This is a genomic window from Thermomonas sp. LB-4 (genome assembly GCF_036409385.1).
GTDB lineage: Bacteria > Pseudomonadota > Gammaproteobacteria > Xanthomonadales > Xanthomonadaceae > Thermomonas.
Genome location: NZ_JAXOFT010000028.1, coordinates 1 through 26535, shown reverse-complemented (window position 1 = coordinate 26535; position 26535 = coordinate 1). Strand labels below are relative to the sequence as shown.

21 protein-coding genes and 2 pseudogenes are annotated in these 26535 nt (G+C 69.2%); 14 read left to right on the top strand and 9 right to left on the bottom strand.

Going from position 1 to position 26535, the window contains the following annotated elements; translation table 11 throughout:
* Positions 1 to 123 precede the first annotated feature (123 nt).
* Entirely contained in the window at positions 124 to 756 is a 633-nt protein-coding gene (locus SPK54_RS12400; RefSeq protein ID WP_330948198.1) for a DUF481 domain-containing protein, read from the bottom strand.
* A gap of 81 nt (positions 757 to 837) precedes the next feature.
* On the opposite strand from SPK54_RS12400, the gene SPK54_RS12395 reads away from it, so the two are divergent.
* The 10 genes from SPK54_RS12395 to nagA all read left to right on the top strand — a co-directional run bounded on the left by SPK54_RS12395 (position 838) and on the right by nagA (position 10976).
* The gene (locus SPK54_RS12395) at positions 838 to 1809 is read left to right on the top strand and encodes a YafY family protein (protein WP_330948197.1); all 972 of its coding nucleotides are present in this window, start codon (positions 838 to 840) and stop codon (positions 1807 to 1809) included.
* A complete protein-coding gene (locus SPK54_RS12390) occupies positions 1809 to 2708 on the top strand; it encodes a patatin-like phospholipase family protein (protein WP_330948196.1) in 900 nt (299 codons plus the stop codon). Before SPK54_RS12395 ends, SPK54_RS12390 begins: the two co-directional genes overlap by 1 nt.
* A gap of 177 nt (positions 2709 to 2885) precedes the next feature.
* Positions 2886 to 3158 (top strand): hypothetical protein, encoded by a 273-nt coding sequence (locus SPK54_RS12385; protein ID WP_330948195.1) that lies wholly within the window; start codon positions 2886 to 2888, stop codon positions 3156 to 3158.
* An 82-nt stretch (positions 3159 to 3240) separates the two neighbouring features.
* A complete protein-coding gene (locus tag SPK54_RS12380) occupies positions 3241 to 5331 on the top strand; it encodes a prolyl oligopeptidase family serine peptidase (RefSeq protein ID WP_330948194.1) in 2091 nt (696 codons plus the stop codon).
* A 111-nt stretch (positions 5332 to 5442) separates the two neighbouring features.
* Complete coding sequence (locus SPK54_RS12375) at positions 5443 to 7575, top strand: S9 family peptidase (RefSeq protein WP_330948200.1); 2133 nt, start codon at positions 5443 to 5445, stop codon at positions 7573 to 7575.
* Positions 7576 to 7690: 115 nt separating this feature from the next.
* Positions 7691 to 8053, top strand: a complete 363-nt coding sequence (locus tag SPK54_RS12370; protein WP_330948193.1) for a YbaN family protein — start codon at positions 7691 to 7693, stop codon at positions 8051 to 8053.
* Positions 8054 to 8079: 26 nt separating this feature from the next.
* Positions 8080 to 8271 (top strand): lipoprotein, encoded by a 192-nt coding sequence (locus tag SPK54_RS12365; RefSeq protein ID WP_330948192.1) that lies wholly within the window; start codon positions 8080 to 8082, stop codon positions 8269 to 8271.
* Positions 8272 to 8278: 7 nt separating this feature from the next.
* A complete protein-coding gene (dapF, locus tag SPK54_RS12360) occupies positions 8279 to 9142 on the top strand; it encodes a diaminopimelate epimerase (RefSeq protein ID WP_330948191.1) in 864 nt (287 codons plus the stop codon).
* A 2-nt stretch (positions 9143 to 9144) separates the two neighbouring features.
* On the top strand, positions 9145 to 9822 hold the full coding sequence (locus SPK54_RS12355) for a DUF484 family protein (protein WP_330948199.1): 678 nt from the start codon (positions 9145 to 9147) through the stop codon (positions 9820 to 9822).
* A gap of 20 nt (positions 9823 to 9842) precedes the next feature.
* Positions 9843 to 10976, top strand: a complete 1134-nt coding sequence (gene nagA, locus SPK54_RS12350; protein WP_330948190.1) for an N-acetylglucosamine-6-phosphate deacetylase — start codon at positions 9843 to 9845, stop codon at positions 10974 to 10976.
* A gap of 3 nt (positions 10977 to 10979) precedes the next feature.
* Here nagA and SPK54_RS12345 read toward each other — a convergent pair whose 3' ends face one another.
* A complete protein-coding gene (locus tag SPK54_RS12345) occupies positions 10980 to 12923 on the bottom strand; it encodes a cytochrome c/FTR1 family iron permease (protein ID WP_330948189.1) in 1944 nt (647 codons plus the stop codon).
* 260 nt (positions 12924 to 13183) lie between these two features.
* On the opposite strand from SPK54_RS12345, the gene SPK54_RS12340 reads away from it, so the two are divergent.
* Positions 13184 to 16888: an indolepyruvate ferredoxin oxidoreductase family protein gene (locus tag SPK54_RS12340; RefSeq protein WP_330948188.1), complete on the top strand. Its 3705-nt coding sequence runs from the start codon at positions 13184 to 13186 to the stop codon at positions 16886 to 16888.
* Positions 16889 to 16969: 81 nt separating this feature from the next.
* Here SPK54_RS12340 and SPK54_RS12335 read toward each other — a convergent pair whose 3' ends face one another.
* Positions 16970 to 18862, bottom strand: a complete 1893-nt coding sequence (locus SPK54_RS12335) for a hypothetical protein (RefSeq protein WP_330948187.1) — start codon at positions 18860 to 18862, stop codon at positions 16970 to 16972.
* A 133-nt stretch (positions 18863 to 18995) separates the two neighbouring features.
* On the opposite strand from SPK54_RS12335, the gene SPK54_RS12330 reads away from it, so the two are divergent.
* On the top strand, positions 18996 to 19292 hold the full coding sequence (locus SPK54_RS12330; protein WP_330948186.1) for an I78 family peptidase inhibitor: 297 nt from the start codon (positions 18996 to 18998) through the stop codon (positions 19290 to 19292).
* A 21-nt stretch (positions 19293 to 19313) separates the two neighbouring features.
* On the opposite strand, the gene SPK54_RS12325 is transcribed toward SPK54_RS12330, so the two are convergent.
* From SPK54_RS12325 to SPK54_RS12305, 5 genes are all read right to left on the bottom strand, one after another.
* A complete protein-coding gene (locus SPK54_RS12325) occupies positions 19314 to 19535 on the bottom strand; it encodes a hypothetical protein (protein ID WP_330948185.1) in 222 nt (73 codons plus the stop codon).
* A gap of 129 nt (positions 19536 to 19664) precedes the next feature.
* Positions 19665 to 20258 carry a DUF2239 family protein gene (locus SPK54_RS12320; protein ID WP_330948184.1) on the bottom strand — a complete coding sequence of 198 codons (594 nt, stop codon included), beginning with the start codon at positions 20256 to 20258 and terminating at the stop codon, positions 19665 to 19667.
* A gap of 64 nt (positions 20259 to 20322) precedes the next feature.
* Positions 20323 to 20931 carry a GTP cyclohydrolase I FolE gene (gene folE, locus SPK54_RS12315; RefSeq protein ID WP_330948183.1) on the bottom strand — a complete coding sequence of 203 codons (609 nt, stop codon included), beginning with the start codon at positions 20929 to 20931 and terminating at the stop codon, positions 20323 to 20325.
* A gap of 95 nt (positions 20932 to 21026) precedes the next feature.
* Complete coding sequence (locus SPK54_RS12310) at positions 21027 to 21485, bottom strand: hypothetical protein (protein ID WP_190282246.1); 459 nt, start codon at positions 21483 to 21485, stop codon at positions 21027 to 21029.
* Between the two features lie 196 nt (positions 21486 to 21681).
* Positions 21682 to 22704, bottom strand: coding sequence for a TIGR00266 family protein (locus SPK54_RS12305; protein WP_190282245.1), 1023 nt, complete (start codon positions 22702 to 22704; stop codon positions 21682 to 21684).
* 143 nt (positions 22705 to 22847) lie between these two features.
* Here SPK54_RS12305 and SPK54_RS12300 point away from each other — a divergent pair, with 143 nt between their 5' ends.
* Complete coding sequence (locus SPK54_RS12300) at positions 22848 to 24365, top strand: acetyl-CoA hydrolase/transferase family protein (RefSeq protein WP_330948182.1); 1518 nt, start codon at positions 22848 to 22850, stop codon at positions 24363 to 24365.
* A gap of 10 nt (positions 24366 to 24375) precedes the next feature.
* On the opposite strand, the pseudogene SPK54_RS12295 reads toward SPK54_RS12300, so the two are convergent.
* Positions 24376 to 25484, bottom strand: a pseudogene (locus tag SPK54_RS12295) (acyl-CoA dehydrogenase family protein); the annotation flags it as partial.
* A gap of 592 nt (positions 25485 to 26076) precedes the next feature.
* Here SPK54_RS12295 and SPK54_RS12290 point away from each other — a divergent pair.
* A pseudogene (locus SPK54_RS12290) lies at positions 26077 to 26462 on the top strand (transposase); the annotation flags it as partial.
* Between the last annotated feature and the right edge of the window lie 73 nt (positions 26463 to 26535).

Below are 26535 nucleotides of genomic sequence, written 5' to 3'. Positions count from 1 at the left end.
GGCAACACTAGGGCAAAGACAAGACACAAGCGCACCGCAGGGGCGCGATGCTCTTAGCGTGATCCGGCAAAAGCGTTCGCGCCTCTGCGGTGCGCTCCTGCGGGAATCCCTCGGCGACGGCGCCTAGAACGCGTACTTCAGCTTCAGCGTCGCGTCGGTCTGGTTGCGACCGGCCAGGTCGCTGTCGCGGCGCATTTCCACGCCGGAGCTCAGGGTCAGGGTCGGTTGCAGCTGCACGTTCAGCAGCAGGCTGTTGCGCAGGTAGGCGCCGTGCTGGCCGGTTTCCACCCGGGTGACCTGCGACAGCCGCGCGCGCTTGCCCAGCGCCTGGTTCCATTCCACCTGGCCGCGCAGGATCGGCCCGGTGCCGGCGGTGCCGTCGTCGGCATAGCCCTGCAGGCGGTAGCCGGTATCCACCGACACGCGCACGCTGGTACCCGGCTTTTTCACCGCCTGCAGCCCGTACTGCATGCCGACGCGGGCGTTGCTGCCCTGCGCCTTGACCCAGTCGCGGCGTTCGTTGGGCAGGCGCAGGCGGCCGCCGCCGCCGGGCAGGTCGTCGGCATCGACGCGGCGCTGGCCCGAGGGGATTGCCGCCATCGCGTCCACCGACCACTCGCCATGCACGCACCGCGCCTTCAGGCAGCGCGGCGGCGCCACCAGGCGTTCCGCCACCTCCGGAGGCAGGGCCGGCAGCAGATCAGGAGGGAGGGCGGTCGGCGGCGCGGAGAACGCCAGCCACAGCAGCGGCAGCATGGTCGTCTTGCTCGAGGGCTCGGCCGCATTCTAACCACGGCCACAGGCACCCACGGTGAACGCCTGTCGCATAATCGGCGCATGGACCGCTATGAACGCATCATCGTCCTGCACCGCAGCCTGCAGGCCGCGCGCCGCCCGGTGACCGTGGCCCACCTGCAGGACGAGCTGGGCTGCTCGCGCGCCACCGTCTACCGCGACATCGCGTTCCTCCGGGATGCGCTGATGGCGCCGGTGATCGGCGACGGCGAGGCCGGCTTCCACTACGACAAGGCCGAGGCCGAACGCTTCGAGCTGCCCGGCCTGTGGCTGAACTCCGAGGAGCTGCACGCGCTGCTGGCCGCGCAGCAGCTGTTGGCGCGCAGCAGCGGCGGGATGCTGTCGGCCGCGCTGGCGCCGCTGCAGCAGCGGGTGGAGAAGCTGCTGGACGCGCACTCCGGCGGCAAGCGCTGGCCGATCGAGCGGGTGCGGGTGATCCCGCACCGGATCCGCCGGATGGACGAGCATGCCTTCCGCATCGTCGCCTCGGCGGTGTTGGAGCGGCGTCGGCTGGCCTTCGACTACCGCGCCCGCTCCACCGATGAGAAAACCCGCCGCACGGTCAGCCCGCAGCGGCTGACCCACTACCGCGACAACTGGTACCTGGACGCCTGGGACGAAGACCGCGAGGGCCTGCGCAGCTTCTCCATCGACCGCATCGCCGGCGCGCGGCTGGCCGACGGCAACGCGCGCGACGTGGCCGAGGAGGAGCTGAACGCCCACCTCGCCGGCAGCTACGGCATCTTTTCCGGCGCGCCCAAGGGTTGGGCCACGATCCGCTTCAGTGCCAAGGCCGCGCGCTGGGTGGCCGATGAGCACTGGCATTCGCAGCAGCAGGGCCGCTTCCTGCCCGACGGCCGCTATGAACTGAAGCTGCCGTATTCGGTGCCGCGCGAGCTGCTGATGGACGTGCTGCACTACGGCGCCGACGCCGAGATCGTGGAGCCGAAAGCGCTGCGCGAACAGCTGCGCGCGCATCTGCAGCTGGCGCTGTCCAACTACCAGGCGGACTGATGAGCGCACGCGCGCACGCTGCTTCGCCGCCGGCGTCGATCGTGCTGGCGCTGGGCGGCGGCGGTGCCCGCGGGCTGGCCCAGATCGGCGTGATCGAGGTGCTGCTGGCGCGCGGCTTGGACATCGAGGCGGTGGCCGGCACCTCCTGCGGTGCGCTGGTCGGCGGCGCGTTCGCGGCGGGCAAGCTGGATGAGCTGCGCGACTGGATGCTGCGCACCAGCCGCAACGAGATGCTGCGCCTGCTCGACCCCGGTCTCGGCCGCCCGGCGATGTTCACCGGCACCCGGCTGGTGCGCGCCTTGCGCGAGGTGGTCGGGGAGCCGCGCATCGAAGACCTGCCGATCGACTTCACCGCGGTGGCGGTGGACCTGCTGCGCCAGCGCGAAGTCTGGCTGCGCCGCGGCGACCTGTGGGACGCGCTGCGCGCCTCGTTCGCGATCCCCGGCATCTTCACCCCACTCAACATCGGCGGCATGGAGCTGGTGGACGGCGGCCTGCTGGCACCGCTGCCGATCACCGCCACCCGCCTGGCCGGCGCCCATCGGGTGGTGGCGGTGGACATCCACGGCAGCACCCCGCAGCGCCGGGACGAGCCGGTGCGGGTGGTCGATGCCAAAGCCGATGAACCCGCAGCGGGCCTGCTGGGGCGCTGGATGGATCGGTTCGGCGAGGAGGCGGCCACACCCACCCATCGCTTCGGCCTGATGGAGGTGATGTCGCGCGCGCTGGACACCATGCAGGAGCGCATCGCCCGCGTGCAGCTCGCGCTGGAGCCGCCGGAACTGCTGATCCGCATCCCCCGCGACGCCTGCCAGTTCTACGAATTCTGGCGCGCCGCCGAGCTGATCGAGATCGGCCGCCGCGAGGCGGAGAAGGCGCTGGACGCGGCGGGGTATTGAGCCCGCCGCCATTGCCGTTGTGCCGCATCGGCGCGACGAGGCGGCGCACCCGGTAAAGCGTTTGCGCCAGCGGGGTGCTCCCGCAGGGACCTTGGCCACGCGCCGCGCTGCGCCACCGTCGCAGTCCGTGAGATGTGCCCGCCGCAAGCTGGCGCCACCTTGAACGGAGCTGCCGCCATGACCCACCGCGACCTTGATTCCCTGCTGCGCCAACTGGTGATCCTGGGCGCGCTGGCGGTGCTGCTGATTCCCGCCGCGCGCGGCAGCAGTGCGCTGCTTGGCTGGCTGCCGCTGTGGCTGGTGGGCATGCCGCTGGCGGCGTGGTGGAGCCTGCGCAGGTTCCCGCTGCCGAAGCTGGCCTTGCGCCTGCCCAGGCGTCGGCGCGTGCAGGCCCGCAGGCGGCGCGGGCGCGGCGTTTCCGCGGCGGTCGGTATCGCCCGCCGCGCCTGAACGCGGGGACTTGCGGGCCATGCTGGGGTCGCCGGCGCTGTGCTAGCGTTCGGGGCTTTCCAGAACGCCCCCGGAGCCCGCCATGTCCCAGTTCTCCAGTGCCTGCCTGATCGCCGGCCTTGCTATCGCCGGTGGTGCGTCTGCCCAGACCCCGCCGAACGCCGATCCGCACGCCTGGCTGGAAGACGTGCAGGGCGAGAAGGCGCTGGCCTGGGTCCGGGCGCGCAATGCCAAGGCCGAGGCGGAGATCGCCAGCACGCCCGCGTTCAAGACGCTGGAAGCGCAGATCCGCGCGATCCTCGACTCCGACGCCAAGATCCCCGGCGTCGAGAAGATCGGCGGGTACTACTACAACTTCTGGAAGGACAAGCAGCACGAGCGCGGCGTCTGGCGCCGCACCACGCTGGACGAGTACCGCAAGCCGGAGCCGAAGTGGGAAACCGTGCTCGACCTGGATGCGCTGAACAAGGCGGAGAACGCCAAGTGGGTCTGGCATGGCGCCGACTGCCTCAAGCCGAAGTACCAGCGCTGCCTGATCGCGCTGTCGCCGGGCGGCTCCGATGCCGACGTGACCCGCGAGTTCGACCTCACCACCAAGCAGTTCGTGCAGGACGGCTTCTTCCGTCCGGAGGCCAAGGGCGGCTTGGCGTGGATCGACGAGGACACGGTCTACGTGTTCACCGATTTCGGCCCGGGCACGCTGACCAGTTCGGGTTACCCCAACATCGTCAAGGAGTGGAAGCGCGGCACCCCGCTGTCGGCGGCCAGGACCGTCTACGAGGGCAAGCCGGGCGACATGTACATCGCCGCGATGCGCGACCACACCCCCGGCTGGCAACGTGATTTCGTCAGCCGCACGCTGGCGTTCTACAACGACGAGCTGTACCTGCGGAACGCCGACGGCAGCCTGGCCAAGATCGACGTGCCCAACAGCGCGCAGAAGAACGTGCACAAGGAGTGGCTGCTGCTGGAGCTGCGCGAGCCGTACGAGGCCGGCGGCCGGACCTGGCTGCCCGGTTCGTTGATCGCCACCCGTTTCGACGACTTCATGGCCGGCAAGCGCGAGTTCACCCCGCTGTTCCAGCCCGACGACCACGCCTCGCTGGCCGGTTACACATGGACGAAGGACCATCTCGTCCTCAACGTGATGGAAGACGTGAAGAACCGGCTGTCGGTGCTGACGCCGGGCAAGGATGGCTGGGTGAAGACGGCCTTCGTCGGCGCGCCGACCATCGGCACCATTGGCGTCGGCGCCGTGGATGCGGACGACAGCAACGCGGTGTGGCTGACCGCCACCGATTTCCTCACCCCGACCACGCTGTCCATCGCCGAGGTCGGCAAGCAGCCGGAGGAGCTGAAGTCCAACCCGGTGTTCTTCGACGGGTCCAAGGACGTGATCGAGCAGCACTTCGCCACCAGCAAGGATGGGACCAAGGTGCCCTACTTCCTGGTGCGGCCGAAGGACCTGGCGTTCGACGGCAAGGCCCCGACCCTGCTGTACGGCTACGGCGGTTTCGAAGTCTCGATGACGCCGTCGTACTCGGGCAGCATCGGCAAGGCCTGGCTGGAGAAGGGCGGCGTGTACGCGCTGGCCAATATCCGCGGCGGCGGCGAATACGGCCCGCGCTGGCACCAGGCCGCGCTGAAAGCCAACCGCCACAAGGCCTACGAGGACTTCGCCGCGATCGCCGACGACCTGGTGGCGCGCAAGATCACCGCGCCGCAGCATCTCGGCACGATGGGCGGCAGCAACGGCGGCCTGCTGATGGGCAACATGCTGACCCAGTACCCGGAGAAGTTCGGCGCCATCGTGGTGCAGGTGCCGCTACTGGACATGAAGCGCTACAGCCACCTGCTGGCCGGCGCCTCATGGATGGCCGAATACGGCAACCCGGATACGGCGGACTGGGACTTCATCAAGACTTTCTCGCCCTACCATCTGTTCGACGCGAGCAAGGCCTACCCGGCGACCCTGTTCACCACCTCGACCAAGGACGACCGCGTGCATCCGGGCCATGCCCGCAAGATGATGGCGCTGATGGAAGCGGCCGGTAAGGACGTGCGCTACTACGAGAACATCGAAGGCGGTCACGGCGGCGCGGCCAACAACGCGCAGGCGGCGCACATGAACGCGTTGGCCTACACCTTCCTGTGGAACCAGTTGGCGAAGTGATCGCCAGGCCGTCATCCCCGCGCGAGCGGGGATGACGGGAAAAAGCGTTGCAAACCGCTTCGCGGAGCCCCATCCATGAAATCCCACGCACTGATCGCCGGTCTCTTCCTCATGAGCAGCCTTGCCTCCGCCCAGACTCCGCCCACGCCGCCCGATGCGGACAAGAAGCCGCACGTGGTGAAGGCGCCGTTCGGCGCCGAGCGCCAGGACGAGTACTACTGGCTGCGCGACGACAGCCGCAAGGACGCCGCGATGCTCGGCTACCTCAACGCCGAGAACGCCTACGCCGACGCCGTGCTGGCGCCGAGCAAGCCGGTGCAGGACAAGCTGTACGAGGAGATCGTGGCGCGCATCAAGCAGGACGATGCCAGCGTGCCCTACCGCGACCGTGGGTACTGGTACTACTCGCGGTTCGAGACCGGCAAGGACTACCCCGTGCATGCGCGCCGCAAGGACGCGCCGGGGATCGACGCGCTGTCCATCCAGCAGGCCAACGCGGCCGGTGATTTCGCCGGCGAGGAAGTGCTGCTGGACGTCAACCAGCTTGCCGCCGGCAAGGACTACTACAGCGTCGGCGATTACGAGGTGACGCCGGACAACGCCGTGCTGGCCTATGCCGACGACAGCAACGGCCGCCGCCAATACACCATCCGTTTCCGCAACCTGGTCACCGGCCAGGCCTATCCGGAAACCATCGCCGGCGTCTCGGCCAACCTGGTGTGGGCCGACGATAACAAGACGCTGTTCTACGTCGAGAACGACCCGGAGACGCTGCTGACGGTGCGGGTGAAGAAGCACGTGCTGGGCACCGACCCGAAGCTGGACCCGGTCGTCTACGAGGAGAAGGACGACAGCTTCTACATGGGCATCGACCGCACCCGCGACGACAAGTACATCGTCATCGGGGTGAGCAGCACGGTGTCCGACGAACTGCGCTACGCGCCGGCCAGCGACCCGCGCGAGTTCACCGTGCTGGCGCCGCGCGCTCGCGACGTGGAATACGACGCCGACCACTTCGGCGGACGCTGGGTGATCCGCACCAACGACCGGAATCAAGACGGCACGCCGGCGACCAACTTCAAGCTGGTCACCGCCGCCGACGGCGCAACCTCGCGCAAGGACTGGCGGGACTGGATCGCGCACCGCGACGACGTGCTGGTGGAAGGCTTCGAGTTGTTCGACGGTTTCACCGCCATCGCCGAGCGCAGCGGCGGCCTGGAGCGCGTGCGCCTGCTGAAGGCGGACGGGGAGGAATACATCCAAGCCGACGAATCCGCCTATTCGATGGGCCTGGACGTCAACAGCGAGCCGGACACCGACTGGGTGCGCTACAGCTACACCTCGATGACCACGCCGGCCACCGTGTACGAGCTGAACGTGAATACCGGCGAGCGCCGCCTGCTCAAGCGCCAACCGGTGCTGGGCGGCTATGACCCCGCCAATTACGTCACCGAGCGGCTGTGGGCCACCGCCCGCGACGGCACCAAGGTGCCGGTGTCCATCGTCTACAAAAAGGGCTTCGAGAAGAACGGCAAGGCCGCGCTGCTGCAGTACGCCTACGGCAGTTACGGCATGTCGATGGATCCGGGCTTCTCGGTCACCACGGTCAGCCTGCTGGACCGCGGCATGGCCTATGCCATCGCCCACATCCGCGGCGGCCAGGAGATGGGCCGCAAGTGGTACGAAGACGGCAAGCTGCTGAAGAAGAAGAACAGCTTCACCGACTTCATCGACGTCACCGATTTCCTGGTGAAGCAAGGCTATGCCGCGCCGAACCGCGTGGCCGCGCACGGCGGCAGCGCCGGCGGCCTGCTGATGGGCGCGATCGCCAACATGGCGCCGGACAAATACCGCGTGATCCTGTCGCAGGTGCCGTTCGTGGACGTGGTCACCACCATGCTGGACCCGACCATCCCGCTGACCACCAACGAATACGACGAGTGGGGCAACCCGGAACAGAAGCCGTTCTACGACTACATCGTGACCTACTCGCCCTACGACAACCTGGAGGCCAAGGCCTACCCGGCGATGTTCGTCGGCACCGGTCTGTGGGATTCGCAGGTGCAGTACTGGGAGCCGGCCAAGTACGTGGCGCGGCTGCGCGACCTCAACACCTCGGCCGAACCGGTGGTGTTCCGCACCAACATGGAGGCCGGCCACGGCGGCAAGTCCGGCCGCTTCCGCCGCTACCGCGAGCAGGCGGAGATGTACGCCTTCATGCTGGAACGGCTGGGTGTCGAATAACCTCCGCTCACCCCCTCCCAGGAGCGCCCAGCCAGGCGCGATGTTTTCCGCATGAATCCGTACGGCTCGATCGCGCCCCTGCGGTGCGCGCTGCAGCAGCAAAGGCGATAAGCCCATGACCCGTTGGCTGTGGGCCGCGCTGGCCTGGACCAGCCTGGCGCTGGGCATCATCGGTGCGTTCCTGCCGGTGATGCCGACGGTGCCGTTCGTGCTGCTGTCGGCGTTCGCCGCCACCCGCGGTTCCGACCGCCTGCGCGGCTGGCTGGTCTCGCACCCGAAGTTCGGCAGCGCCATCCTCGACTGGGAACAGAACGGCACCGTGTCGCGGCAGGCCAAGCGCTTCGCGATCGGGATGATGTGCGTGTCCTCGGTGTCGATGGCGATTTTCACGCCGCGCTGGTGGATGGCTGCGATCGGCATCGGCGTGATGGCGCTGGTGTCGGTGTGGCTGTGGCGGCGCCCGGAGCCGCGACAGTGACGCGGAGGCGCGGGTACACTGCGGGGATGACCAAGCGCCTCGCCCTGCTTTCGCTCGTTTCCTGCCTGCTGGCCGCCTGCGGCAACAAGGGCCCGCTGGTATTGCCCGAGCAGCCCGCCGCTGCGCCCGCCGTGGAAACCCCGGCCGAAACCCTGGCCGCGCCCGCAGTGGAGCCGGCGGCCAACGCTGACGCCGGCACCCCCGTCCGCCAGCGCTGAGCCGGCCATGCGTTTCACCAAGATGCACGGCGCCGGCAACGACTTCGTCGTGCTCGACCTGCGCGGCGCCCTGCCCGCGCCCACGCCAGAAGTTTGCGCGCGGCTGGGCGACCGCCATTTCGGCGTCGGCTGCGACCAGATCCTGACCATCGAGCCGCCGCGCAATGCCGGCAGCATCGCCGCCTATCGGATCTGGAATGCCGATGGCTCGGCCTCCGGACAGTGCGGCAACGGCGCGCGCTGCGTCGCCGCCTGGCTGGTGCGCGATGGCGCTGCGCCCGCGGATGCGGGGTTCGCCATCGAAAGCCCAGCCGGCGTGCACCCTGTGCAACACGACGGCGAGGGCGGCTTCGTCATCGACATGGGCGCGCCGCGGTTCGCCCCGGCCGATATCCCGCTGGCCGGCGTCGATGGCGAACGCGACGAATACGCGCTGCAGATCGACGGCGATACGCTGCGCTTCGGCGCGGCGTCGATGGGCAACCCGCACGCGGTCATCGAGGTCGCCGACGTGGATGCGGCGGACGTCGCCCGCATCGGCCCGGCGCTGCAAGCCCACGCCATGTTCCCCGCTTCAGTGAACGTCGGTTTCGCGCAAGTGCTCGCGCCGGACCATCTCCGCCTACGCGTGTTCGAGCGCGGCGTCGGCGAAACGCTGGCCTGCGGCAGCGGCGCCTGCGCGGCGGTCGCGGTGCTGGCGCGGCAAGGGCGCGTGCCGAAGGATGCCGACATCGCCGTGGCATTGCCCGGCGGCACCCTGCGCATCCGCCATGACACCGCCGCCGACACGCTGTTCATGGGCGGCCCGGCCACCTTCGTGTTCGAAGGCAACCTGCCCGACGCAAACCGGCTTGAGGAGAACACCGCGTGACGATGGATTTCAACGACGCCACCGAGAAGCTCGGCGCGCACGAAGTGGCGGCCTGGCTGCGCCGGCACCCGGCCTTCCTGCAGCAGTTCCCGGACCTGGCGCTGACCCTGGTGGTGCCGCGCGACAACGGCCCCACCGCCTCGCTGGCCAGCTACCAGCTGGATATCCTGCGCGAGAAGAACCGCGAATTGACCAAGCGCCTGCACGAGCTGTTCGCCAACGCGCAGGAGAACGAGCGGCTGGCGGTGCGTACCCACCAGCTCACCCTGGCGCTGCTGAAGCAGGACAGCGCGGCCAGCACCCTGCGCGCGATGGCGGCGGCGCTGGCCGAGGACTTCCACGGCGACCTGGTGCGCATCATCGGCTTCCGCGCCATCGACGGGCTGGAGGATGCGGACTGGTTCCAGCACATCGCCGAGGATCATCCGCGCGTGGAAGGCTTCCGCGACATCCTCGCCGCCGGCGAGCCGGTCTGTGGTCGCCTGCACCCCGACAAGAACGCGCTGCTGTACGGCGTGCGCGCCGACGAAGTGCAGAGCTCCGCGCTGCTGGCGCTGCCGGGCGTGGGCCTGGTGGCGGTGGGCAGCCGTGACGCCAACCGCTTCTTCCCCGGCATGGGCACGCTGTTCCTGCGCATGATGGGCGAGTCGCTGGCGGCGGGACTGCGGCGCTTCGGCTGAGGCGCGTGCGGGCGCTGCGCATGACCACCCGCATCTTCCACAACGGCCAGGTCCTCACCGCGCGCGGCTTCGAGCGCGATGCCTGCGCGGTGGTCGAGGACGGCCACATCGTGGCGCTGCTGCACGGCGAGCCGCCATCGGGCGGCGAACGCATCGACCTGCAGGGCGGCTGGCTGGTGCCCGGCTTCATCGACGTGCAGGTCAACGGCGGCGGCGGCGTGCTGTTCAACAACGACACCAGCGTCGAAGGCATCGCCGCCATCGGCCGCGCGCATCGCGGCTTCGGCACCACCGGTTTCCTGCCCACCCTGATCAGCGACGACGCCGAGGTGATGCGCCGCGCGATCGCCGCGACGCGCGATGCCATCGCGCAGGGCGTGCCCGGCGTGCTCGGCCTGCATCTGGAGGGGCCGTACCTCGCGCCCGCGCGCAGGGGCACCCACGACGCCGGCAAGTTCCGCGTGCCGGATGCCGATGAGATCGCGATGGCGACCTCGCTGGACAACGGCATCACCCTCATCACCCTCGCTCCGGAGCGTTTGCCGCTGGCCAGCATCCGCGCGCTGGTCGAGCGCGGCGCGATCGTCTGCGCCGGCCACAGCGCCGCCAGCCATGAGGAAGCCCGCGCCGGGCTGGACGCGGGCATCACCGGTTTCACCCATCTCTACAACGCGATGAGCCCGCTGCAGGGCCGGGAACCGGGCATGGTGGGTGCGGCGCTGGAGGATGCCGGCAGCTGGTGCGGGGTGATCGTCGACGGCGTGCACGTGCATCCCGCCAGCCTGAAGGTGGCGTTGAAAGCCAAGTCGCGCGGAAAGGTGCTGCTGGTGACCGACGCGATGCCGATGGTCGGTGGCGCCACGCCCAGCTTCGACCTCTACGGCGAAACCATCACCGCCGTGGACGGCGTGGTGCGCAATGCCGCCGGCGCGCTGGCCGGCTCCGCGCTGGACATGGCCAGCGCCGTCCGCAACAGCGTGCGCCTGCTCGGTCTGCCGCTGGACGAAGCCTGCCGGATGGCGGCGCAGTACCCGGCGGAGTTCCTTGGCCTGGACGGCGAACGGGGGCGGATCGCGCCCGGCTATCGCGCCGATCTGGTGCTGCTGGATGCTGAAGTGAACGTGCGCCGCAGCTGGATCGGCGGCCGCGAGTGAACGCTACGCCGCGTGGGCAGGGCGTTCGCCGCGCCGGTTGATCCAGAAGCCCACGGCGGCCACCAGCAATACCAGCAGCTGCGCCAGCAGCGTCTGCCAGGTCGGGAACACGCCCAGCCAGTCCACGCGCGGCGCGGCCACCGCGCCCAGCCCGATCCAGCCGGCTTCCTGCAGCGCGGCCACGCCCTTGCCGGCCAGCACCACCGCCAGCACCGCGATCAGCGCCGAGCTCCAGGCGAAGAACTTGCCGATCGGCAACCGCATGCCCAGCCGCAGCAGCGCCCAGGCCACCAGCGCCAGCAGCGCCACGCCGGCGGCCATGCCGGCCAGGATCGCGCGCGCGGTTTCGGGCGCCCACATCGCGGCATAGAACAGGATGGTCTCGAACACCTCGCGGTATACCGCCACGAACGCCAGCACGAACAGGAACACCATCGAGCGCCGCCCCAGCGCGGCCGACACCCGCTCGCGCAGGTAGTGCTGCCAGCGCCCGGCCAGGCTCTTCTGGTGCATCCAGATGCCCACGCCCAGCAGCACCAGCGCCGCGAACAGCGACGACAGGCCCTCGGTCAGCTCGCGGCTGGCCCCGCTGATGTCGACCAGCCAGGTCGCGAGCGCCCAGGTGATGCCGCCCGCTGCCAGCGCCAGCGTCCAGCCGGCGTGCACCCACGGCAGCGCTTCGGAGCGGCCGCTCTTGCGCAGGAAGGCGATCATGCCGATCACCACCAGCAGCGCCTCCAGCCCTTCGCGCAGCAGGATGGCGAAGCTGCCGAGGAAGGCGGCAGTGACGTCGCCGCGTCCCTGCTCCAGCACCCGGTCGGCGCGGTCGAACAGCAGCGACGCCTGCGCCGCATCCTGGCGGATCGCATCGATGCCGGCGCCCGCAGCGATGTCCGAGCGCAGCTTGCCCATGGCGACTTCGATCCCGCGCAGCAGCGGGGTGTCGCGCGCGGCCAGCAGCGGCTCCACCGGCTCCACCCCATCAAGGTAAGCCGACAGCGCCAGCGCCGCCGCCCGCTTGCGATCACCCTCGGCATACGCGCGCAGCGTGGCCTGCAGCTGGCTGCGCGCCAGCGCCAGCGTCGCCGGCTTGGCGTCGCCTGCGTGCTGCAGCGCCTGCGGCTGCGCGCGCAGGAAGGCGGTGATGGCGGCGGCCTGGCGGGCGTCCAGCACCTGCGCAAGCTGCGCCGGGCTGCTGCGCACCAGCGCCTGCAGGGAGGGCAGCGCGGCGTGCAGCCGGCCATCGTCCTGTGTCCACAGTGCTTCGCCCTCGCGGCGGGCGTCGTCGTCGAAGGCCATGCCGCCGACGTGGAAGGCCAGCGCCCAGCGCTGCGTCTCGTCCAGCTGCGTATACGCCGGCATGGCGGTGCCGGCCACGCCGCGGCTGATCGCCTCATACAGCGCCAGCGGGCTGCGCTGGGTCGCGCGCGTGAGGTCGGTGAAAGCGATCGGCGCCGGCACCATGCCCGCGGCCGCCGGGCCGTCGCCGCGACCGGTGGCACCGTGGCAGCCGGCGCATTGCGCGGCATACAAACTGGCGGCGCCGGCCACATCCGGCGTCGGCATCGCCGCGCTGCCGTCGCCATAGGCCGCCAGCAGGCCATCAGCCAGCGCATGCGCAGCCTGCGCGACCTGGACCGCATCGGCCCGGCGCCGCACCAATGCGATCAGCGCATCGGCCTGTGCCAGCAGCGCCGCGCGCTGCGGGATGTCCGGCAGCGCGCCGATGCGTTCGCGCGCTGTGGCGGAGAACTCGCGCATCTCCGCATATTCGCCATCGTTGACCACCTTGCCATCGGCCACCGCGCCGCTGTAGTCCACCGCGATGTAGTCCAGCAGCTGCCAGGCCTGGCGCACGTCGCCGCCGTCCTGCGCGGCAACCGGGGACAGCCCGGCGGCGACCAGCAGGGTGGTCAGAAGCAGGCGACGGAGGAAAGCGGGAACCATGGCGCGGACAGCCGGAAGGGAGCACATCCACTCTAGTCTTGTCGCAAATAGGAATCAATATTATTTGAGCATGGTTGCCCGGATCACTGGATGCGGGCACAACAGGACTCCGGCGACGCCATCGCTGACATGCGGCGCGAGAAGCGATGGAGGGTCGCCTCCGCCTCTCGTCCGGGACAAGGTGGCTGGGCTGCTAAAATACCGAGTCTTTGCTCGAACGCCGCCCAAGCTGCGGCGTTCTGTCGTTTCCGGAGTCCGCCATGACCAGCACCGCCGAACTGTCCTCGCCCGAATCCGCCAAGTCGCTGCTGACCCACGACGTGCTGGACACCGATTACACGCTGGAGGACAAATACCGCCGCACCCAGGGCCGGATCTACCTGTCGGGCGTGCAGGCGCTGGTGCGGCTGCCGCTGGTGCAGAAGCTGCGCGACGAGCGCGCCGGGCTGAACACCGCCGGCTTCGTTTCCGGCTATCGCGGCAGCCCGCTGGGCGGCTTCGACCTCGAGCTGTGGCGGGCCAAGAAGTACTTGGAAGGCGCGTCGGTGAAGTTCACCCCCGGCCTCAACGAGGACCTTGGCGCCACCATGGTCTGGGGCACCCAGCAGCCGGGCCTGTTCCCGGGCGCGAAGCACGACGGCGTGTTCGCCATGTGGTACGGCAAGGGCCCGGGCGTGGACCGCTGCGGCGACGTGTTCAAGCACGCCAACGCCGCCGGCACCTCCGCCCACGGCGGCGTGCTGGCGCTGGCCGCGGACGACCACGCCTGCCGCAGCTCCACCCTGCCCCACGGCAGCGAGGACGAGTTCGTCAGCGCGATGATGCCGGTGCTCAACCCGGCCGGGGTGCAGGACATCCTCGACATGGGCGTGCTGGGCTGGGCGATGAGCCGCTACACCGGGCGCTGGGTGGGCTTCAAGACGATCGCCGAGACGGTGGAATCCTCCGCCTCGGTCGATGTCGATCCGCATGCGTTGCAAATCGTGCTGCCGGGCGACGACGATTTCGAAATGCCCGTCGGCGGCCTGGGCATCCGCTGGCCGGACCCGCCGATGGAGCAGGAGATGCGCCTGCACCGCTACGCGGTGAAGGCGGCGCAGGCGTTCGCGCGCGCCAACCGGCTGGACCGCGTGGTGATCGATTCGCCGAAGGCGCGCCTCGGCATCGTCACCACCGGCAAGTCCTACCTCGACGTGCTGCAGGCGCTGGAATACCTGGGCCTCGATGAGGCCGCCTGCGCCGATCTCGGCATCCGCGTGTACAAGGTGGCGATGACCTGGCCGCTGGAGCCGGTCGGGATCGAACGCTTCGCGCGCGGGCTGGAAGACATCCTGGTGGTGGAGGAGAAGAAGGCCTTCATCGAGCGCCAGTTGAAGGAACAGTTCTACAACTGGCCGGATGCCTGGGGCGCGCGCCCGTCCATCGTCGGCAAGTACGACGAGGCCGGCAACTGGATCCTGCCGTCCACGGGCGAGCTCACCCCGGCCACGATCGCCGGCGTGATCGGCCGCCGCCTGCAGCGCTTCCACCGCAGCGAAAAGATCGACGCGGTGCTGGCGTGGATGGCGCAGAAGGAGGGCGAGCTGGCGCTGCCGCGCGCCAACTTCCCGCGCGTGCCGCACTACTGCAGCGGCTGCCCGCACAACACGTCCACCAAGGTGCCGGAAGGTTCGCGCGCGCAGGGCGGCATCGGCTGCCACTACATGGTGACGTGGATGGACCGCAGCACCGACACCTTCACCCACATGGGCGGCGAAGGCGTGACCTGGGCGGGGCAGGCGCCGTTCACCGACACCGCGCACATCTTCCAGAACCTCGGCGACGGCACCTACTTCCACAGCGGCTCGCTGGCGATCCGCCAGGCCATCGCGGCCGGCGTCAACATCACCTACAAGGTCCTCTACAACGACGCGGTGGCGATGACCGGTGGCCAGCCGGTGGACGGCACCCTGACCGTGCCGCAGATCGCCCACCAGATGCGCGCCGAGGGCGTGCAGACCATCGCGCTTGTCAGCGACGATATCGACAAGTGGACCGACCCGTCGATCTTCCCGGCCGGCGTGAGTTTCCACGACCGCCGCGACCTGGACGCGGTGCAGAAGATGCTGCGCGAGGTGAAGGGCACTTCCATCCTGATCTATGACCAGACTTGCGCCACCGAGAAGCGCCGCCGCCGCAAGCGCGGCAAGCTGGTGGACCCGCAGAAGCGCGTGATGGTCAATTCGCTGGTCTGCGAGGGCTGCGGCGACTGCGGCGCCAAGAGCTTCTGCGTGTCGGTGACGCCGAAGGAAACCGAATACGGCCGCAAGCGCGCCATCAACCAGAGCGACTGCAACAAGGACTTCAGCTGCGTCGAGGGCTTCTGCCCCAGCTTCGTGACCGTGCACGGCGGCAAGGTGCGCAAGGGCAAGAAGGTCGACGCCGCCAGCCTGCTGGCCAACCTGCCCGCGCCCGCCGCGCGCACCGACCTGGCCCAGCCCTGGAACATCCTGATCACCGGCGTTGGCGGCACGGGCGTCGTCACCATCGGTGCGCTGCTGGGCATGGCCGGGCATCTGGAGGGCAAGGGCGCGACCGTGCTCGACCAGACCGGGCTGGCGCAGAAGGGCGGCGCCGTCACCACACACATCCGCATCGCGAAAACCCCCGCCGATATCCACGCCGTGCGCATCGCCGCCGGCGAGGCCGACCTGGTGCTGGGCTGCGACATGGTGGTGGTCAACGACTACTGGGTGCTGTCCAAGATCCGCCCCGAGCGCAGCACGGTGGTGGTCAACACCTACGAGGCGATGCCGGGCACCTTCACCACCCGCCCGGACATGCAGTTCCCCGCCGCCGACATCGTCAAGGCAATCGCCACCGCGCTGGGCGGGCAGGCGCCGCTGCAGATCGATGCCACCCAGATCGCGACCGCACTGATCGGCGACGCCATCGCCGCCAACCTGTTCATCCTCGGCTACGCCTGGCAGCAGGGGCTGGTGCCGATTTCGTACGAGGCGCTGATGCGCGCCATCGAACTCAACGGCGCCGCCGTCGAGATGAACAAGACCGCGTTCGCCTGGGGCCGCCTTGCAGTGGTGGACCTGGCCGCGGTGGTCGAGGCTGCCGGCATCGTGCGCAACGCGCCCACCCGCAGCGAGGCTACCGCGCACGCGCTGCCGATGCTCGGCGCCACCGCCAACGAGGCGGCCGAATCCGGGCTGATGCCGCAGGCCGCCGACCTGCGCGACGAGGACGCGCTGCGCCACGTGCCGGCCAGCGGCGATGCCGGCAGCGTCTTCGCGGCGCTGGACGACGCGCGGTTGTCGCGTTCGCTGGACGAAATGATCGCGCGCCGCGTCGCTTTCCTCACCGACTACCAGGGCGCCGGCTACGCGCGCCGCTACAGCGATTTCGTGGCCAAGGTGCGCGCCGCCGAAACCGCGAAGGCACCGGGCAGCAGCGACCTGTCCGAAGCCGTGGCCCGCTACTTCTTCAAGCTGATGGCCTACAAGGACGAATACGAGGTGGCGCGGCTGTACACCAGCGGCGATTTCCGCAAGCAGCTGGAGGCGCAGTTCGAAGGCGACTACAAGCTGAAGTTCCACCTTGCCCCGCCGCTGCTGGCGAAAAAGAACGCGCAGGGCCAGCTGATGAAGAAGGAATACGGCCCGTGGGTGTTCACCGCCTTCCGCGTGCTGGCCAGGTTCAAGCGCCTGCGCGGCACCCCGCTCGACGTGTTCGGCTACACCGCCGAGCGCCGCGGCGAGCGCGCGCTGATCGGCGAGTACGAGAAGACCGTCGGCGCACTGCTGGACCGGCTCGACGCCGGCAACGTGGATCTGGCCGCCGAGATCGCCAGCGTGCCGGAGCACATCCGCGGCTTCGGCCACGTCAAGGAAGCGCACCTGCACAAGGCGCGTGCCCAGTTGGCGCGGCTGCTCAATGAGTGGGACAACCCGCTGCGGATCGTGCAGGCGGCCTGACGCCTCGGGCGCCGGTCAGGTGGCCGGAAACACGAAGCCCCGCATTGGCGGGGCTTCGTATTGCTGGCCGGGGGGACGGGTTTACTTGCGGGCGGTGAGGATCGGGGTCAGGTAGTCCGGCTTGCCCTCGATGCGCACCAGGTGCGGATGGCGCAGGCCGCCGTGGTAGTCGATCTTCACCGTGCGGTAGCGGTCGAACTCCTTGACCAGCAACTCGATCGGCGCCTTGCCGGTCTTGGCCGCCTTGATCGCCGCCTCCAGCGCCTCGCTGTCGTACGCCATGCCGTTGACCGCGATCACCTGGGTGCCGCTGCCCAGGCCGGCGTTGAACGCGGGGCCGTCCCAGCGCACGTCGCCGATGCTGCCGTCCCTGCCGATCGACAGTCCGATCGAATAGGTGAAATCGGCGCCGCCGCGGCTGCCCGCGCCCTTGGCGTAAGCGTTGGGTTCGTCCTTGTAGACCAGCTTCCAGCCGCTGGCCTCGATGCCGCCGGTCAGCCCCGTCTTGCCGTCCAGGCGGTCGCGCAGGAACGTCGTCCAGTCGTGCGGATACACGCCGTTGAGCGTGGCCACCACGTCCTCGAAGGTGTAGAGGTTCTGCACCTTCCACTCGCCGTCGTTGACGCCGAAGAACGCCCTGGCGAAATCGTCGAGCGACTTCCTGCCGTTGCTGCCGGCGCGGATCAGCGCGTCGGCTTCCAGCCAGATCATCTGGCCGCCGCGGTAGTACTCCTCGCTCATCTGGTAGTTGAGGTAGGCGCGCGGCGCGCGGCCGACCACGATCGGATCGTTGGTGGTGTCCTGGATGCCGCGCCACGACAGGCCCGGGCGGTTGTCGGCATAGGCGGCGGCGACCAGCGCCAGCGCATCGATCGAGGCCGGCAGCGGGCGCATGCCGCTGCGCGCGGCCAGCACGTTGCCCCAGTACTGGGTCTGGCCCTCGTACACCCACAGCAGGCTGTTCTGCATGGGCGTGTTGAGGTTGGGCACCCACAGGTCCTTGCCGCGGCGGTACTTGCCGTTCCAGGAATGCACGAACTCGTGCGCCAGCAGGTCGGTGAAGCCCTGCTTCTCCTTCCAGCCGGTGAAGTAGTCGGTGCCGACGCCGTTCTCGCTGCTGCGCTGGTGCTCCAGCCCGTTGCCGCCCATCTGGTCGGACAGCGAGAACAGGAACTGGTAGTGGTCGTAGTGCTGGGCGCCGAACAGCTTCAGCGCCTGGTCGACCATCTTCTTGTGGATGGCCACCTGTTCCGGCTTGGCTTCCAGGTACTTCGGCGCATCGGCAACCACGCCCAGCTTCACTGGTGCCTTGCCGGCGGGGGTCAGGTCGATGTTCTTCGCGTGGCGGCCGGCGTACACCGGCGAGTCGACGAAGATGTCGTAGGGGACGTTCTCGTAATCGACGGTGTCGCCGCTGCGGCCGTCCTCGTGCAGGGCGGTGAACGCGGTCCAGCCGGCCGGATAGGTCACGCGCGGGTCGACCATGATCCGGTGCATGTAGTGGCCGGCCGGGTACAGCGAGGTCGAGATGAACTGGATGTTGAGCATGTTCGGCGTCATCACCACCCGGCCCTGGCCGGGACCGGTGGCGGTGAGCATGTCGAACTCGGCGGTGATCTCGCTCACGCCGTCCGGCACCACCAGGTGGAACGCGCCGACTTCGACGGTATCGCGCTTCCAGTCCAGCTTCCGGCCGTTGGCCTTGAAGGTCAGGCCGGCGATGTCGTCCAGCCCGTTGCGCGGCGAATGGCCGCCCGGCACCCAGCGCGGAAACAGCAGGGTCAGCGGGCCGGCATGCACCGGGATGGTCTGCTTGATGCTGAAGATGCGCTGCGAAAGATTGGTGGCGTCCACCTCGATCTTGATCGTGCCCGGCGCGTACGGCACGTCCTGCGGCTGCGGCACCGTGGCCTGCGCGTGCGCGCCACCGGCAAGCACGAGGGAAAGGGCGAGGGGCAGCAGGCGGCGGGTCATGGCAACTCCGTGAGGACGGGCAAACCCGCATGCTACTGGCCGCGGCGGGTGCGCCCCCCTGCCGAAAGGCATGCACCGGGGATTCATCGATGCCGACAGATGATGGGCGGGTCACATTTCCCAGAATCTGCCCATGTCCCTGCGCCTGTCGTTGCTGTCCCCCCTGCTGTTGCTGTCCGCCTGCGCCAGCCAGCCCGCCACGCCGCCGCCCGCCGCGGAGGCGCCGATGGCCTGCAATGCCGATGCTGCCGGGCGCTACGTCGGCGAGCCCGCCACCGCGGCCAACATCGAAGCGGTGCGCAAGGCCAGCGGCGCCAAGCTGGTGCGCGCGCTCAGGCCCGATCAGGCGGTGACCCTGGAGTACCGGGGCGAGCGCGTGAACGTGCTGCAGGATGCGGCCGGCATCATCGAGCGGATCACCTGCGGCTGAGCCCGCGCGGCGGTGGCGCGGTCAACCGCCGCCGCCGCCCAGTTCCACTTTCGCCCGCTTGCCGCTGCTCCAGCGGGTGCCAGCCTCCGGCGTGCACCACGGCGCGGCGGCATGTCCGGGCGTGGACGGCTTGTCGATGCAGCGCGGGTCGCGCGCGACCTCCGCGGCGGTGTCGCGGTATTCGGCGCTGGCGCAGCCGGCAAGGCCGGCCGCCAGGACGGACATCAGGAAGGCGAGACGCATGGTGCCGTGCTCCGGGGGGATCCGCTGCCCTTGGTACCGCAATCCCGGCGCGCTCGCCCGTGCCACAGGTCAGTCGCCAGCGCCGGGCGCTCCCCCGGCACCGGCACCGGGCGCGGCGCGGTCCCAGCGTCAGGCGACGAAGGCGTCCGTCGCCAGCCATTCCACGTGTTCGCGCACATCGTCCGGCCAGCGTGCGATGCCGGCCTGGAAGCGTCCGTCGTCGCCCGCGAACAGCGCGCGCGCCGCGTCCTCGAAGCCCGCCTCGTTGCCGGCCATCGCCTGCATGAAGCGGTAGGTGGCCTCCTGCGCGGCGCGGCGACGGTCGTCGCCGGCCGAGACCTTGCGCGCCGCGTCCACCAGCCGGCGCAATGCCACCGAGGCGCCGCCGGGCTGCGCCGCCAGCCAGTCCCAGTGGCGCGGTAACAGGGTGACCTCGCGCGGCACCACGCCCAGCTTCGGGCGCCCGGGCCGGCGCCGGCGTTCCGGCTCCGCCGCATCCCCGTCCAGTCGCTGCGGGCGCGACAGCCAGGCCAGCAGGTCGGCCGGCGGCAGCTCCAGCGGCAGTTCCAGCGCGCGCGCATCGGCATCGTCGAACACCAGCACCGGTCGCTCGGGATGCGCATCGAAGGCCTGCTTGGCCTTCAGCGCAACGTGGCGCAGCTCGCCGCTGGCGATCCGGTAGTTGCCCGAGAAGGCGGTGCAGCGCAGGGACGGAGTGACCACGGCGGATTCCCGGGCGAGTAAGGGTGAATATTACCCGGGTTAAATGAGCCGGAACAAGCCGGGGTCAGCGGCCGGGCCCGACCTCGATGAAGCGCAGGAACTCGGCGCGCGTGCGCGCATCGTCGCGGAAGCTGCCCAGCATCTTCGACGTCACCATGCTGACGCCGCGCTTGTGGATGCCGCGCGTGGTCATGCATTCATGCGTGCCCACCACCACCACGCCCACGCCGCGCGGCTGCAGCGCGCGCTGGATGCAGCCGGCGATCTGCGCGGTCATCTTCTCCTGCACCTGGAAGCGGCGCGCATAGGCTTCCACCACCCGCGCCAGCTTGCTGATGCCCACCACCTTGCCGTCCGGCAGGTAGCCGACATGGACCTTGCCGATGATCGGCGCCATGTGGTGCTCGCAGTGGCTCTCGTACTCGATGTCGCGCAGCACGATCATCTCGTCGTAGCCGCCCACTTCCTCGAAGGTGCGGGCCATGTAGTCGTCCGGGTCCAGCGCATAGCCGCTGAACCAGTCCTCGTAGGCCTTGGCCACCCGTCGCGGCGTGTCCAGCAGGCCTTCGCGCGTCGGGTCGTCGCCGGCCCAGCGCAGCAGCGTGCGTACGGCATCCTCGGCCTGCTGGCGGGTGACGTCGTGGCGGGAATCCTCGCGGGGGGCGTCGGACATCGTGGCTCCAGGATCGGGCGTGGACGGCCGCGCATGTTAACGCGTCCAGCAAAAAGGCCGCCCGGAGGCGGCCTTGTCATCGCTCGTGGCAGGACTCAGCGGCCGTCGCGGTCCGCATCGCCCGGCATGGCGCGCTCGATGTGGTGCCAACCGTCGCGCACCGCACCCTTGGCCTCGGACCAGGCCAGGCGCGAGTTCGCCTTGGTGGCCTCCCAGTTGCGCTCGAGGTCGGTTTCCACGTCCTCGAACTTGCGGCCGCGGTACTGGCCGTAGGTGTCGTAGCCGTACTTGTAGGCCGGCTCGTAGTCGCGCCATTCGCTACCGCTCACGTAGTACGGAGCGCTCTTGTAGTTGCTCTCGAAGTGACGGGAGTATTCGGTCGGGTTGATGGCCTCCGCCACCGCGCCGCCGCCCTTGGCGCCCAGTGCACCGCCGGCGATAGCACCGACCACGGTGCCGACCGGGCCGGCAGCCGAACCGACGGCCGCGCCCGTGATCGCGCCCGCAACCGCGCCCGTACCTTCACCGATGCTGTGATCCTTCTTGACAGTCATGTCGCGCTCCTTGGATGTTTCCGTTGGGGGAGCCGGCTGTTGCCGACCGGGCCAAGTTGCACCCGGCGCTGTCTTCAGGCGATGAACTTTCCGTTAGCCCCATGTGGAGGCTCATGAACCGCTCATGGTGGTGAAGGCGACTGCACGAACCGCAATGCGCGGCCGCCGCTATCGCACGCGGCGGCCGCGATCAGGGTCAGAAGGAATTGTCGCCGTCGAGGATGCGGCCGAGTCCGCCCAGTACCGAGCCCTCGCCACGGCTGCCGCCGTTCTGCGGTGCCGCCGCCAGCATGCGGCCGGCCAGGCGCGAGAACGGCAGCGACTGCAGCCACACCTTGCCGGGGCCGGTGAGGGTGGCCAGGAACACGCCTTCGCCGCCGAAGAACATCGACTTCAGGCCGGCGACCGGGCGCACGTCCATGTTGACGCTGGCATGGAAGCCGACCACGCAGCCGGTGTCGACGTCGATGCGCTCGCCTGCGGCCAGCTCGCGCTCCACCACGCAGCCGCCGGCATGGATGAACACCCAGCCGTCGCCTTCGAGTTTCTGCATGATGAAACCTTCGCCGCCGAACAGGCCGGTGAGGATCTTCTTCTGGAAGTGCACGCCCACCTGCACGCCGCGCGCGCCGGCCAGGAAGCTGTCCTTCTGGCAGATGATGCGGCCGCCGTGCTCGTCCAGCTTCATCGCCATCACCGTGCCCGGATATGGCGCGGCGAACGCGACCTTGGCCTTGCCGCTGCCGGCGTGGGTGTACAGCGTGGTGAACAGGCTTTCGCCGGTGATGACGCGCTTGCCGGCCGACAGCAGCTTGTCCATGAAGCCGCCGGCCTGGCCGGAGGCCGAGCCGTCGCCGAACACGGTGTCCATCTGCACCGCGCTGTCCTTGAACATCAGTGCGCCGGCTTCGGCGATCGCGCTTTCGCCCGGATCCAGTTCGATCTCGACGAACTGCATTTCCTGGCCGTGGATCTTGAAATCGATCTCGTCGCTGCGGCCCTTGCCGCCATTGCGCGGCGGCGGCGGCGGCGCGCCGGCCACGCCGCCGGGGGCAGCGTCGTACAGCTCGGCGATGTTGCGCACCGGCAGCCAGTCGCCCATGCCTTCCTTCCACGCCAGCAGCGAGGGGTTGCGGGCGGCCTCGGCGCGCGCGGCGTCGGCGTCCATCGGGCCGAGGCGGCGGTTGGCGGACGGGTCGTGCAGGAACCACTGGCTCATGGGGCTCTCCTTGGCGTGGGGAAAGGCACCAGTGTAATCGCGGCCATTTGCGGGACACAGCGCGCTGCAAGCATGCCTGAAGCCAACCGCCCCGCCGATGCCGCCACGGCGGATAATGGACGCCCGTTTCCCTGTTTTTCGCCATGCCCGACAACCGCATCCACAACGCCACCCTGCGCGAACGCGTGACCGATGCCTCGCGGGCCGCGGCCCTGATCCGGCCGGGCGAAACCGTGGCGATGAGCGGCTTCACCGGCTCCGGCTACCCGAAGGCGGTGCCGCAGGCGCTGGCCCGGCATATCGAGGCGGCGCATGCGCGCGGCGAGGACTTCCGCATCAACCTGCTGACCGGCGCGTCCACCGCGCCCGAGCTGGACGGCGCGCTGGCGCAGGTGGACGGGCTGGCGATGCGGATGCCGTTCCAGAGCGACCCCAACGCGCGCAAGCGCATCAACGCCGGCGCGCTGGACTACCTGGACATCCACCTGTCGCACGTGGCGCAGCACGTCTGGTTCGGCTTCTACAACCAGATCGACACTGCGGTGGTGGAAGTGGCGGCGATCCTCGAAGACGGCGCGCTGGTGCCCACCACGTCGGTGGGCAACAACAAGACCTGGCTGGACCTCGCGCAGCGGGTGATCATCGAGGTCAACCAGTGGCAGGCGCCCGAGCTGCTGGGCATGCACGACATCTACTACGGCACCGCGCTGCCGCCGCACCGCCGGCCGATCCCGATGACCCGCGGCGACGAGCGCATCGGCCAGACCACGCTGCGCTGCGACCCGGACAAGATCGCCGCGGTGGTGCTGACCGACGCGCCCGACCGTAACAGCCCGTTCAGCCCTATCGACGCCGACAGCCAGCGCATCGCCGGGCACCTGATCGAATTCCTCCAGCACGAAGTGGCGCGCGGCCGCCTGCCGGCCAACCTGCTGCCGCTGCAGTCGGGCGTGGGCAACATCCCCAACGCGGTGCTGGCTGGCCTTGGCGCCAGCGGCCTGCGCGACCTCGAGGCCTACACCGAGGTCATCCAGGACGGCATGCTGGACCTGCTGAAATCGGGCGTGCTGCGCTACGCCTCGTGCACCGGCTTCGCGCTCAGCCCTGCGGCGAACGAGGAGTTCCGCCGCCACCTCGACTTCTACCGCAGCCGCATCGTGATGCGCACGCAGGAAATCTCCAACCATCCGGAGATGGTGCGGCGGCTGGGCTGCATCGGCATGAACGGGATGATCGAGACCGACCTGTACGGCAACATCAATTCCACCCACGTGATGGGCAGCAGCATCATGAACGGGATCGGTGGCTCCGGCGATTTCGCCCGCAACGGCTTCCTGTCGATCTTCCTCAGCGCCTCCACCGCCAAGAACGGCACGATCTCCTCGATCGTGCCGATGGTCAGCCACGTCGACCACACCGAGCACGACGTGGCGGTGATCGTCACCGAGCAGGGTCTGGCCGATCTGCGCGGGCTCTCGCCCAAGCAGCGCGCGCGCGAAGTGATTGCCCATTGCGCGCACCCGGATTACCGCGACGCGCTGCAGGACTATTTCGACCGCGCCTGCCGCGACAGCTTCGGCAAGCACACGCCGCACCTGCTGCCCGAGGCGCTGTCCTGGCACCAGCGCTGGCTGGACAGCGGGACGATGCAGGCCGGCTGAGCCGGCGGCGTCAGGCCTCGCAGCGGGCCAGCGCGGCGTCGATATGCGCGGCCTCGCGCAGGGTGCCGAATGTCGCCGCGTGCGGCGCGCCCAACCGGCTGGCGCACCAGGCCTGCGCCAGCGGGTGATTGGCGCGCAGCAGGGTGGCGCCCTGCAGCAGCAGCGCCAGCCGTTCAACGAAGCCGCGTGCGCCGGTTTCGTCGCAGCCTGCATCCAGCAGGGCGAGGCCGGCTTCCAGCGCCGCATCGAAATGCACGTCGAGGCCCGCCGCCGCCTGCCATTCGCTGCGCAACGCGGCGCCGGTGTCGGGGTCGCGCACCAGCGCACGCAGCACGTCCAGGCACTGGATGTTGCCGCACCCTTCCCAGATCGAATTCAGCGGCGCCTGCCGCACCAGCCGCGGCAGCAGCGTCTCCTCGATGTAGCCGAGGCCGCTCAGGCATTCCTGCGCCTCGTTGGCGAAGACCGGCGCGCGCTTGCAGATCCAGTACTTGCCGATGGCGGTGGTGATCCGCGCCAGCGCGGCTTCGTGCGGGTCGTGCGGCGCGCGATCCACCGCGCCGGCCACGCGCAGCGCCAGCGCGGTGGCGGCCTCCGACTCCAGCACCAGGTCGGCCAGCACGTTGCGCATCAGCGGCTGGTCGATCAACCGTCTGCCGAAGGCATGGCGATGGCGCGCATGGTGCAGCGCCTGCCGCAGCGCCATCCGCATCAGCCCCGCGGAGCCCAGCATGCAGTCCAGCCGGGTCAGCATCACCATCTCGAGGATGGTGGCGACGCCGCGGCCTTCGTCGCCGATGCGATGCGCCCACGCGTCGTCGAACTCCACCTCGCTGGACGCGTTCGACCAGTCGCCCAGCTTGTCCTTCAGGCGCATCAGCCGCAGCGCATTCTTCGTCCCGTCCGGGCGCCAGCGCGGCAGCAGGAAGCAGCTCAGGCCGCCGGGCGCCTGCGCCAGCACCAGGAAGGCGTCCGACATCGGCGCGGAGAAGAACCATTTGTGCCCGGTCAGCGCGTATTCGCCGTCGGCGCCGAGCGGCATCGCGCGGGTGGTGTTGGCGCGCACGTCGCTGCCGCCCTGGCGCAGGTTACATGCACCCCCATGGACATTCCAAATTTCCCGCAATTTTTGGCGCTTTGACCAAGAAACACGAGTGTCCATGGTCCAGCCACAGAATCGCTTATCCAGCGGCATGGATTTGTCCATACCTCCACAAGACACCACAGCATTAGAAGTTGCCGTACGGCATCCCCAACCGCCATTGACCCGAGCACGACTTGTTCGTGTGCGAGCTGCGTGATGCTGGCATTGGGGCTCTTGCATATCTAAGCACCCTACTCTTTGCCAACGAAGTCTTGAAGTGGACAACGCGAACTTCCTGGCTTTTCATCTGCCTGACACGGTTATTTGTCTGGCGCAGCCACCTAAACTGGCGAGTAGAAACTCAGCCATGCTATCCAATCGGCTCTTGATCCGCTTCCATTCCGGTGCGCTCTGGCTTCCCGCACATGGTGAGCAGGCGATACTCGAAGTCCGCACCGATTCGGCGGAAGTAGGAACGCGTTACGAGAGGACGCAAACTCGCCAAGTACTGCCTATCGAGCACATTCCGAGACGCCGCTGACAGCCCCTTAGAGAATCCAAATATGGACCGCCCAGCCTTTCGTAGACACCCGCAGGCCATAATTCATGGCTACAGCAGAGGTGTTCATGAGCAGCAAGCGATACACGGATGAGTTCAGGGCCGAGGCGGTGAAGCAGGTGCTTGAGCGCGGCTTCACGGTTGTGGATGTGGCCGCGCGCATCGGGATCCCCAAGCACACGCTGTACGACTGGGTGCAGAAAGCGAAGAAGGCCGGCAAGCCGGCCGCAGGTTCCGCGCCGACGGGGACTGACTCGGCTGAAGTGCGCCGCCTCAAGGCCGAGCTGCGGCGCGTGACCGAGGAGCGCGACATTCTAAAAAAAGCCGCCGCGTACTTTGCCAGGGGGTAAGGGCGAAGTACGCGTTCATGCGCGCGCACATCGGCGAGTTCCGACTGGTCGCGATGTGCCGGATGCTCGGCGTGCACCGGAGCGGCTACTACGCCTGGGTTCGGCAATCGGCCAGCCTGCGTGAGTAACGCGCGAAAGTTGGTGATGCCCTGAGGGGCGGCATATCATGGCGGTGTT

Coding starts and splice junctions, on each gene's coding strand:
- SPK54_RS12400 (WP_330948198.1), bottom strand. CDS start 756: ATGCTGCCGCTGCTGTGGCTGGCGTTCTCCGCGCCGCCGACCGCCCTC.
- SPK54_RS12340 (WP_330948188.1), top strand. CDS start 13,184: ATGACCAGCACCGCCGAACTGTCCTCGCCCGAATCCGCCAAGTCGCTG.
- SPK54_RS12375 (WP_330948200.1), top strand. CDS start 5,443: ATGAGCAGCCTTGCCTCCGCCCAGACTCCGCCCACGCCGCCCGATGCG.
- SPK54_RS12300 (WP_330948182.1), top strand. CDS start 22,848: ATGCCCGACAACCGCATCCACAACGCCACCCTGCGCGAACGCGTGACC.
- SPK54_RS12330 (WP_330948186.1), top strand. CDS start 18,996: ATGTCCCTGCGCCTGTCGTTGCTGTCCCCCCTGCTGTTGCTGTCCGCC.
- folE (WP_330948183.1), bottom strand. CDS start 20,931: ATGTCCGACGCCCCCCGCGAGGATTCCCGCCACGACGTCACCCGCCAG.
- dapF (WP_330948191.1), top strand. CDS start 8,279: ATGCGTTTCACCAAGATGCACGGCGCCGGCAACGACTTCGTCGTGCTC.
- nagA (WP_330948190.1), top strand. CDS start 9,843: ATGACCACCCGCATCTTCCACAACGGCCAGGTCCTCACCGCGCGCGGC.
- SPK54_RS12355 (WP_330948199.1), top strand. CDS start 9,145: ATGGATTTCAACGACGCCACCGAGAAGCTCGGCGCGCACGAAGTGGCG.
- SPK54_RS12380 (WP_330948194.1), top strand. CDS start 3,241: ATGTCCCAGTTCTCCAGTGCCTGCCTGATCGCCGGCCTTGCTATCGCC.
- SPK54_RS12310 (WP_190282246.1), bottom strand. CDS start 21,485: ATGACTGTCAAGAAGGATCACAGCATCGGTGAAGGTACGGGCGCGGTT.
- SPK54_RS12325 (WP_330948185.1), bottom strand. CDS start 19,535: ATGCGTCTCGCCTTCCTGATGTCCGTCCTGGCGGCCGGCCTTGCCGGC.
- SPK54_RS12395 (WP_330948197.1), top strand. CDS start 838: ATGGACCGCTATGAACGCATCATCGTCCTGCACCGCAGCCTGCAGGCC.
- SPK54_RS12335 (WP_330948187.1), bottom strand. CDS start 18,862: ATGACCCGCCGCCTGCTGCCCCTCGCCCTTTCCCTCGTGCTTGCCGGT.
- SPK54_RS12385 (WP_330948195.1), top strand. CDS start 2,886: ATGACCCACCGCGACCTTGATTCCCTGCTGCGCCAACTGGTGATCCTG.
- SPK54_RS12370 (WP_330948193.1), top strand. CDS start 7,691: ATGACCCGTTGGCTGTGGGCCGCGCTGGCCTGGACCAGCCTGGCGCTG.
- SPK54_RS12390 (WP_330948196.1), top strand. CDS start 1,809: ATGAGCGCACGCGCGCACGCTGCTTCGCCGCCGGCGTCGATCGTGCTG.
- SPK54_RS12365 (WP_330948192.1), top strand. CDS start 8,080: ATGACCAAGCGCCTCGCCCTGCTTTCGCTCGTTTCCTGCCTGCTGGCC.
- SPK54_RS12305 (WP_190282245.1), bottom strand. CDS start 22,704: ATGAGCCAGTGGTTCCTGCACGACCCGTCCGCCAACCGCCGCCTCGGC.
- SPK54_RS12345 (WP_330948189.1), bottom strand. CDS start 12,923: ATGGTTCCCGCTTTCCTCCGTCGCCTGCTTCTGACCACCCTGCTGGTC.